Below are 8,828 nucleotides of genomic sequence, written 5' to 3' on the forward strand. Positions count from 1 at the left end.
GGCCGCCCCTTGAGGAATGGGGCCGTGCTGGCGCTCCCAGGCGATCAGATCGTCCACCGTCACCTGGGCGTCGTGATCCCGGGCGGCCCGCTCCTCAATGGAGACGACAACCAGAGGCGCGATCAGGTTTTCCAAGGGGATTTGATCCGCCGTCCAGAGGTCGGGGCCGGCGACAAAGTGGGCCGGTGCATCCAGGTGGGTGCCCGAGTGCTCGGCCACGATCCACTCCCGGGCATAGAACCCGTCCCGTTCCACGGTGTAGCGGGTCTCCAGCCGGGGGCTGTCGAAGCTGGGGAAGACGGGGAAGTGGGGGGTCAGGGTGTGGGTCAGGTCGGCGAGATGGGTGAAGCTCAAGGAACGCCCTGAAGGTGCGGGGGCAGCCTGGGCCGACGCCTCTCGCCAGGGGAGGAGAAGGGCGGCGGCTGCCGCGCCGGCCGCCTGCAAGAAGCGGCGGCGGGAGAGTTCCGTCGCAACATGCTGGATCACCGCTGGGGCGCACACCGAGACCACCTCCGGCCGGATCAGGAGTCTGAGGTTCCCGCGCGGGTGGCACGGGTCCTCGGATGGAGTTGCCAATAGGGTAATAAGTTGGACAACGCGTGTCAATCGGGGTGGGAGGGGGGCAGCCAAACGGAGGCCTGCCTGCTCCTCAGCCCTTCACCGCCCCCGCCGACACCCCTTGGGTGATCTGCTTCCGGAAGATGAGGTAGAAGATCACCATGGGCAAGAGCCCGATCACCAACGCGGCGAACTGCTTCCCATAGTCGGAGGAGAGCGCGCCCGAGAACTTGAGGATGCCGACGGGCAGTGACTTGAGCCGGTCGTCGGAGACCAGGATGTTGATCAGCATGAACTCGTTCCAGATGGACGCGATGTTGAGGATGGCCACGGTAACGGCCACGGGGCGGGTCATGGGGAGGATGATCCGGCGGAAGATGGTGAGGTAGCCGGCCCCGTCCACCCGGGCCGACTCCACCACCGCGTCGGGAATGCCCCGGATGTAGGCGGTGAAGAGGTAGACGGGGATGGGCAGGCTGATCCCCGTGTAGACGATGAGCACGCCCAGGCGGGTGTTGTACAGGTTGGCCATGTTGGCCACCAAGAAGAGGGGGACCATGATCGACTGGATGGTGAGCAGGATCCCCATGACGAAGGTCCCGTGTAGGACGGGGGTCCAGCGGGACTTCAACTTCGCGAAGGCAAAACCCGCCGCAGAGGCCAGGAGAATGACGGCCGCCGTGGAGACCGACGTGTAGAGCAGGCTGTTGGCCAACAGGGTGCCGAACTTCCCGATCCGCCAGGCCTGGGGGTAGTTGGCCACGTACCAACGCTTCGGCAGGCCGAGGGGGTCCAGCTGGAAGGCCTGGGTGGTCTTGAAGGAGCTGATCACCAGCCAGGCCAGCGGGAAGAGGGTCATGACGGCGAAGGCAAGGAGCACCCCGTAGAGGAGCACCTTGCTCACCAGGCCGGTCTCCCGCCGGAGAATCCGGCTGCCTGCTTTCTGCCGGGCTTGGGCACTCAAGGCGGCCCGCATCAGGCATCCCCTCCCAGACGCTTCTCGAGGAGGCGGACGATCCCGATCAGCCCCAGGCTGAGCATCACCATAAAGGTTGAGACCGCGTTGGCCAGGGGGAAGTCGGGAGCGCCGCGGAAGGCCGTGTCGTACATGTAGAGGGACAGGACCGAGGTCCGCCGGGCGGGGTTCCCCGCGGTCATGGCAAAGATCAGGTCAAAGCTCTTCAGCGACCCGGAGATGGCGAGGATGATGGTGGTCACGAGAACACCCGAAAGGGCCGGCAGGATCACCCGGCCCAGCACCTGCCACTCGTTCGCCCCGTCGATCTTGGCGGCCTCGATCAGCTCCGGCTCGATCTTCTGAAGGCTGGCCAGGAAGATGATCAGGTAGGTGCCGGTGTACATCCAGAGCATGACGAAGAGCACCGGGAGCATGGCCGTCTTGGGGTTGAGGAAGAGGGTGTTCTCCCAACCCGGCTGGATGGACTGCATCAACCGGGTAAAGGGGCCGTAGGGCGAGAAGAAGGACTGCCAGAGGATGCCCACCACGATGGTGGAGATGACGGTGGGCAGGTAGATCATGGTCTGGAAGAAGTCCCGCCACCCCACCAGCTTCCGGTAGAGCACGTACGCCATGATGAAGCCCAGGGGGATCTGGCCGAAGACGGAGATGCCGATGATGGCCAGGTTGTTCTTCAGGGAGATCCAGAAGAACCGGTCCTGGAACATGCGGACGTAGTGCTCCAAGCCCCGAAAGTTCAGAGCTCTGCCTTCACCGAAGAGGGGGCCGCCGTTGTAGTCGGTGACGCTCAGCCCCAGGGAGAAGACGGTGGGGAAGGCGACCACCGCCAGGTAGAGGATGACCGCCGGGAGGGCGAGGAGGAGGTAGGCTCGCCGCTCCTCAGCCCGTCCTGCCGCACGCATGGACCCTCACCTCCAGAAGGGCCGGGGCGGGCGCAGCGCCCGCTGCGCCCGCCAGATCCAGAGCCCCGCTTACCGCCGCGAGGCCCGCCAGGCCTCCAGCGCCCGCTGCACCGAGGCCGCAACCTCCTCGGGCGTGGCCAGTCCCAGCCCGATCTCCTGCAGGCCGACGTTGAGCGGCCCGTACACCTGGGAGTCGAGCACGTCGTCCAGGACGTAGGTGCCGGAGAACCGGCCGTAGAAGGTGGCCCGCTCTTGGGCCAGGGGCTCGAGCCGGTCGCTGGTGACGCCCTTCCGGGAGGGGAAGGCGGAGCCCGTCTCCAGGCGGATCCGCTGGACCTCCTCGGAGGTGAGCCACTCCACCAGCCGCCAGGCGGCCTCCTCCTTGCGAGAACCGGCGGGGATGGCCGCGTTGATGCCGAAGCCGGCCGCCGGCACCGAGGAGGTCGTGTTGTGGACCCGCTCCCCGGGGATGGCGGGGAAGACGGTCATGACGATGTGCTTCTGCTCCTCGGGCGGGATCAGGGCCTCGCCGGTGGTGGGGTCGGTCAGGAAGTTGCCCACCTTCCAGTCGCCGTCGATGAGGAAGGGCGCCTGGCCGGCCGCGAAGAGGGGGTCCACCTCGTTGTAGGCCGTCTGGAAGATCCGCCGGCTGAGCACCCCGTCCTCGAAGAGGGAGGCGTAGAACCGCAGGGCGTTGACGAAGGGCTCATCGGTGAACTTGGCCCGCCCGGCGATGATCTCATCCATCATCTCATCGCCCACGAGCCGGCCGACGATCATGCTGAAGAGGGTGGACTGGATGACCCAGTCGTCCTTGGCCCCCATGAGGATCACGTCCTTGCCCGCGGCCCGGAGGGTGGGCACCATCGCCTTCAGATCCTCGTAGGTCTCGGGGATGGAGAGCCCCAGTTCCTCCAGCACTTGGGTGTTGACGTAGAGCACGTGGGTGGCCGTGAGCCCGATGGGGAGCTCACCCAGGTAGCCGCCCGCTTGGGGCCGGAGCGCGGCCTCCGCGAACTGGTCCCGGATGGGCTCGATGAAGGGCGTCAGGTCCTTCACCAGGCGCTGGGTGTGGAGGGTGCTGGAGCGCCCGCCCGGCCACATGTAGAGGACATCCGGCAGCCGGCCGGCCGCGGCGTACGCCTCCGTCTTCTGGTGGAAGGGCTCCAGGAAGAGGTCTTCCCGGACGATCCGGATGTCGGGGTTGTTCCGCTCGAAGGCGTTCCAGATCTCCTCGATCTCCCGCTCAGCCCCGGGGCTGGTCGCATCCAGGTAGTTGAGCACCGTCAGCACGATGGGCTCGTCGCTTTGGGCCAGGCTCTCGCCCGTTGCCAGGACGGTCGCCAGGAGGGCGACGGCCATCACCGCCACGCGCCAGCACAGATGCCCCTTGCGCGTCACAGGAATTCCCTCCTTCTTAGAACTCAGAGTCGTTGGCAGGTTCTGGCATCCCTTCCGACTCACCGGTGCTAAGAAAGGGGCGCTCCCTCCCTTCACCATGACTCCCGCACCAACTCGGACCGGTCCGGGGCGTGGGGGGTGAGCCAGGAGTCGATCACCAGCCCCGTCGCCCCCATCAAGTCGGCGTCGGCCCCGAGGCTCGCGCCGTGCACCCGGACACTCTTCTCCAGGCCGGTCTGGTCGATCACCCGCTGGACGCCCGCCTCAACCTCCTGCACGAAGGCCGGGCTGAAGGCGCCCCAGACCCCGCCGATGAAGATGGCCTCCACATCCAGAAGAAGCGCCACGTGGGCCGAGGCGAGGGTGAGGGCCTGGCGGGCCTCCTCCACCAGCGCACGGGCGGCCGGTTCGCCCTTGGCTGCTCGGCGGAAGAAGGTCTCCTGATCGGCCTCTCGCCCCGTCAGCTCCGTATAGCGCTTCAAGACGTCCCGCACGTTCACGTACGTCTCCAGGCAGCCCCGTTGCCCGCAGCGGCAGGGGTGGCCGTCGGGAATCAGGGGGATGTGGCCGATCTCACCCGCCATCCCCCGGGGTCCGTTGAAGAGCTGGTGTTCCAGAACGATGCCGGCCCCCACGCCCGCTTCGGTCTTCAGGAAGATGAGGTTGGCCGGTGGGTGCCGCTGGCCGAACCAGACCTCGGAGAGGGCCGCCGCGTTGGCGTCGTTCTCCACCAGGACGGGGAGCTCGAGCCGCTCTTCCAGCTGGGCGGCAAGGGGGACCTGGGCCCAGCCCAGGTTGACCGAGCGGACCACCCGCCCCTCGGCCCGGTTGACCACGCCTGCCACGGCCAGCCCCACGCCCAGCAAGGAGCCCCGGTCCACGGCGGCCTCCTCGATGAGGCGGTGGATGCGCTGGGCGAGGTGGGTGACGAGGGCCTCAGGCTGGAGGGTGCCGGGCGGGTACGCGGCCCGCCGGATCGCCTCGCCCCGAAGGTTGACCAGGATCATGGCCACCTGGTCCCGCCGCAGCTCCACCCCAACGACGTGGAGCTTGGTCTGGTCGATTTCGAGGAGGGCCGGCCGGCGGCCGCCGCTGGAGGCGGCCAAAGCCTTCACCTGGACCAAGCCCGCCTCAGCCAGCTGGTTGACGATCCGCGAAACCGTCGCCGGGCTGATCCCCGTGGCCCGGGCCAGCTCGGCGCGGGTGCAGGCCCCCTTGGCGTGCAAGGTCCGGAGGATGGAGGTGGCGTTGTAGGAACGAATCAGGCTGGTGCTGCTCAGCCGGCGACGCCGCATGGGGACCTCACCCCGAGGATCTTTCGACCAAGGACTTTGTTGCAGACTGCAAAAATCTACCCTCATGATACTCGGCGTGGCCGGTCCACGCAAGACCCTCATGCAGGACTCATCTCAAAAATGCCGTAACTACGGGGAAGGCCGGGCCGGGCAGGGCCCGCGGCCGACCCTGGAGGAGGTCCGGAGCGATGCAGCACCCCCATCCCGAGCCGTCCCGTGTGGAGGCCGTCCTCCGCGCGCTCAGCCTGGAAGCCCAGGTGGGGCAGGTGTTCATGGTGGGCTTCCCCGGTACCCAGCCCCCCGAGCCCTTCCTGGCCCGGGTGGCCGCGGGCGAGGTGGGGAATGTGGTCCTCTTCGCCCGCAACTTCACCACGCCCGACGGGGCCCGGGCCATGATCCGGAGGCTCCAGGCGGCGGCCCTTGCGGCCTCCCTGCCAGGGCTCCTGATCTCCACCGACCAAGAGGGCGGGAGCGTCATCCGGCTCCGCCGGGGCGCGACCTGGTTCCCGTCGGCGATGGCGGTGGGGGCTGTGGGCGATGAAGAGCGGGCCGAGCGGCTCGCGGCCGCCCTGGGGGCCCAGCTGCGGGCCGTGGGCATCACCATGAACCTGGCGCCTGTCGCGGACGTGAACAACAACCCCAAGAATCCCGTCATCGGCACCCGCTCCTTCGGCCCTGACCCCGGCCTGGTGGCCCGCATGGTGCGGGCCTCCATCCGGGGCTTCCGCGCGGCTCAGGTGGCGGCCGTCGCCAAGCACTTTCCAGGCCACGGCGACACCAGCGTCGACTCTCACCTGGACCTGCCGGTCATTCCCCACGACCGGGCCCGGCTGGAGGCGGTGGAGCTGGTCCCCTTCCGGGCGGCCATCGACGAAGGGGTGGCGGGCATCATGACCGCCCACGTCGCCTTTCCCAGCCTCGACCCCGAGCCGGGGCGGCCGGCCACCCACTCGGCGCCCGTCCTCCAGGGCCTCCTGCGGGAGGAGCTGGGCTTCGACGGGCTGATCCTGACCGACTGCCTGGAGATGCGGGCCATCTCCGACCGCTTTGACCCCGGCGAGGCGGCGGTTCGGGCCTTCGAGGCGGGCGCGGACCTGCTCCTGATCAGTCACAGCCCGGAGCGGCAGCAGGCGGCCTACCAGGCCCTGCTCCAGGCCGTCCGGAGGGGACGGGTGAGTGAGGAGCGGCTCCGCGCCTCGGTCCGGCGGGTGCTCCGCCTGAAGGCGGAGCTGGGCCTTCTCACCGGCGACCTGGACCAGCTTCTACCCGACCGGCCCTTCGCCGAGGTGGTCGACGTGGAGGCGGCCAATGCCCTAGCCCGGGAGACGGCCCGGCGGGCGGTGCAGGTCGTGGTGCCGGGGAAGGGGGAAGCCCCCTGCCAGGGCCAGCCCCCGACGCTGACGCGGCGGCTGCAGGCAGGTGACTGCCAGGGCCTGCTCGTGGTGGAGCTGGGCGAGGGGAACAGGACCCTGGCCGAGGAAGGGGGCGACCCGCCCATCCACCTGGCCCAGGCCCTTCGGGAGCGCTGGGAGGCGGTCGGCGCTGGTCCCGACGGGCGGGGCCTTCCCCGGGCTTTCCGTGTCGAGGAGCTGGCCATTCCCTCCGGCGTCACCCCCCAGGACGACCCGACCGCCCGGGACCGGCTGCGGCAGGCCCTCGGGGAGGAGGGCCTCCTGCCCGTGGTGGTCACCCGGAATGCCGCCCGCCACCCGGACCAGCTCGCCTGGCTCCAGGAGGTGGCCCGCCTCTGCCCCGACAGGGTGACGGTGGTGGCCGCCGGGTTGCCCAACGACCTCGACGCCCTCCCGGCGCCGCCCGCGCTCTTCCTGGCCATCTACGGGGACCAGCCGCCGCACGTGGAGGCGGCGGCCGCGGTGCTGGTCGGCCCGGGGCCTGCCAGCCAGGCTTAAGCACGGGGGCTCACGAAGAGGGACGGGCACCGAACCGACCGAACAGGAGAGCGCCATCGACCTCTCGCCAGAGCTGGCCGGCGCTGCAAGGGACGACCGAGACCGGTTCAAGAGGAGGTACCGGCGTGAAGCTTGCCCTGATCTCCGACATTCACGGCAATGCCGTCGCCCTCCAGGCGGTCTTGGAGGAGATTCGCAAGGAGGGCGTGGACCAGATCGTCTGCCTGGGGGATGTGGCGGCAATGGGGGCCCAGCCCCGGGAGTGCGTGCGCCTCTTGCAGGAACTGGGGTGCCCGGTGGTCCAGGGCAACACCGACGCGGCCTTGCTCGACCGGCAGCCGTTGCCCGAGGACGCCTCCGAGCACGAGAAGGTGTTCTGGGAGATCGACGGGTGGGCTGCCGAGCAGCTGACCCGGGAAGACCGGGCGTTCGTGGCCACCTTCCAACCCACCGTGGAGGTGCCCCTGGGCGACGGGGAGGCGCTCCTCGCCTTCCACGGCTCCCCCCGGTCCCACTCGGAGATCATCCTCCCCACAACCCCCGACGAAACGCTGGCCGAGATCCTCGCCGGGGCGACGCACGTCCTGCTCGCCGGCGGGCACACCCACCGGGCCATGGTGCGCCGATTCGGCCGGTCCTGGCTCATCAACCCAGGGTCCGTAGGGCTCCCCTTCGACCGGGTGCCGCCCGCAACGGCCGTCCGCCATCCCGGCTGGGCCGAGTACGCCATCGTCACCTGGTCTCCAGACCGGAAAGGGGTGGACCTGCGGCGGGTTCACTACCCGGTGGCCGAATACGTGAAGGCCCTCCGGGCATGCGACATGCCCCACAAGGAGCTCCTGCTCGCCGATTGGGACGAGGCCTGAACCGGCCACGGTCTGGGCTCCGATGCCGCTGACGGAGTCTCATCGCCCGTCAGGGTGCTCCCATCCATTCCCATCCAGGCGCCCGGCCATTTCCGGCCGCCGCGGACAGGGGAGTGGGCTTGCCCCACTCCCCGCCGCATAAGAAGTTTCCAGGGACCCGGCGCCTGGGTTCAGACTGGATGGGAGGCGAGAGCGTGAAGGGACGGGGCATCGGGCTGGCGGTGGCGCTCGCCGTTCTGGCCGGTCTTCTGGCTTGGAGCGGCACAGCGTCGGCGGAGACCCTGCGGGTGCTCCTGCCCATCGGCGGCGGGTACACCGAAGAGGACCAGATCGCCATTGCCGAAGCGTACATGGCCGCCCATCCCGACGTGCAGGTGGAGATGGAGTTCGTCGGGTGGGACGCCCTCTGGGACCGGATCATCACCTCCATCGCAACGGGCAACGCTCCGGACGTGATCTACATCGCCTCGCGCTGGATTCCGGCCCTGGCTGACATGGGCGCCATCATCCCGCTGGATCCGTACATCGACGAGGCGAAGTGGGCCCTTTACTACCCGGCCGTCTGGGAGAGCGTGGAGTACCAAGGCCAGCACTGGGGCATCGTGCGGGCCATGTCCACCAAGGCGCTTCTCTACAACAAGACCCTCCTGGAAGCGGCGGGCGTGGAGCTGCCCATGACGAGCTGGGAGGCGATCCTGGAGGCGGCCCGTAGGGTCCACAACCCGCCGGAGGTCTACGGGTTCGGCCTGCCGGCCAACCGGTTCGTCTCCACCGTGACCGAGTTCCAGAACTGGCTCTACGCGAACGGCGCCCGCATCACCAACGAAGAGGGTGTCGCCACCGTGGACAGCCCGGCCGCCGTGGAAGCGATGGAGTTCTACTTCGGCGCCTTGAAGGCGTACGCGCAGCCGTCACCC

Annotated in this window: 8 protein-coding genes; 3 read left to right on the forward strand and 5 right to left on the reverse strand. The window is 69.0% G+C overall.

Annotated features, from left to right (window positions below):
- From FWJ67_RS10155 to FWJ67_RS10175, 5 genes are all read right to left on the reverse strand, one after another.
- On the reverse strand, positions 1–501 hold a 501-nt coding region (locus FWJ67_RS10155), incomplete at its 3' end, for a cyclase family protein (RefSeq protein ID WP_414482775.1).
- A gap of 148 nt (positions 502–649) precedes the next feature.
- A complete protein-coding gene (locus FWJ67_RS10160) occupies positions 650–1,534 on the reverse strand; it encodes a carbohydrate ABC transporter permease (RefSeq protein ID WP_414482776.1) in 885 nt (294 codons plus the stop codon).
- Complete coding sequence (locus FWJ67_RS10165) at positions 1,534–2,439, reverse strand: carbohydrate ABC transporter permease (protein WP_304173591.1); 906 nt, start codon at positions 2,437–2,439, stop codon at positions 1,534–1,536. Before FWJ67_RS10165 ends, FWJ67_RS10160 begins: the two co-directional genes overlap by 1 nt.
- A gap of 69 nt (positions 2,440–2,508) precedes the next feature.
- The gene (locus FWJ67_RS10170; RefSeq protein WP_304173589.1) at positions 2,509–3,840 is read right to left on the reverse strand and encodes an ABC transporter substrate-binding protein; all 1,332 of its coding nucleotides are present in this window, start codon (positions 3,838–3,840) and stop codon (positions 2,509–2,511) included.
- A 92-nt stretch (positions 3,841–3,932) separates the two neighbouring features.
- Positions 3,933–5,135: an ROK family transcriptional regulator gene (locus tag FWJ67_RS10175; protein ID WP_304173587.1), complete on the reverse strand. Its 1,203-nt coding sequence runs from the start codon at positions 5,133–5,135 to the stop codon at positions 3,933–3,935.
- 188 nt (positions 5,136–5,323) lie between these two features.
- Here FWJ67_RS10175 and nagZ point away from each other — a divergent pair, with 188 nt between their 5' ends.
- From nagZ to FWJ67_RS10190, 3 genes are all read left to right on the forward strand, one after another.
- The gene (nagZ, locus tag FWJ67_RS10180; RefSeq protein WP_414482777.1) at positions 5,324–7,045 is read left to right on the forward strand and encodes a beta-N-acetylhexosaminidase; all 1,722 of its coding nucleotides are present in this window, start codon (positions 5,324–5,326) and stop codon (positions 7,043–7,045) included.
- Between the two features lie 125 nt (positions 7,046–7,170).
- Complete coding sequence (locus FWJ67_RS10185) at positions 7,171–7,911, forward strand: metallophosphoesterase family protein (RefSeq protein ID WP_414482778.1); 741 nt, start codon at positions 7,171–7,173, stop codon at positions 7,909–7,911.
- Between the two features lie 194 nt (positions 7,912–8,105).
- A partial coding sequence (locus FWJ67_RS10190; protein ID WP_414482779.1) for an extracellular solute-binding protein occupies positions 8,106–8,828 on the forward strand: 723 nt, incomplete at its 3' end.

Origin of the sequence: Limnochorda sp., assembly GCF_047459355.1 — a bacterium.
In the GTDB taxonomy this organism is placed as follows: domain Bacteria; phylum Bacillota; class Limnochordia; order Limnochordales; family Limnochordaceae; genus Limnochorda.

What these genes read in the sequence shown, in the direction of transcription:
- FWJ67_RS10160 (WP_414482776.1), bottom strand. Translation starts at nt 1,534, where the DNA reads ATGCGGGCCGCCTTGAGTGCCCAAGCCCGGCAGAAAGCAGGCAGCCGG.
- FWJ67_RS10165 (WP_304173591.1), bottom strand. Translation starts at nt 2,439, where the DNA reads ATGCGTGCGGCAGGACGGGCTGAGGAGCGGCGAGCCTACCTCCTCCTC.
- FWJ67_RS10175 (WP_304173587.1), bottom strand. Translation starts at nt 5,135, where the DNA reads ATGCGGCGTCGCCGGCTGAGCAGCACCAGCCTGATTCGTTCCTACAAC.
- nagZ (WP_414482777.1), top strand. Translation starts at nt 5,324, where the DNA reads ATGCAGCACCCCCATCCCGAGCCGTCCCGTGTGGAGGCCGTCCTCCGC.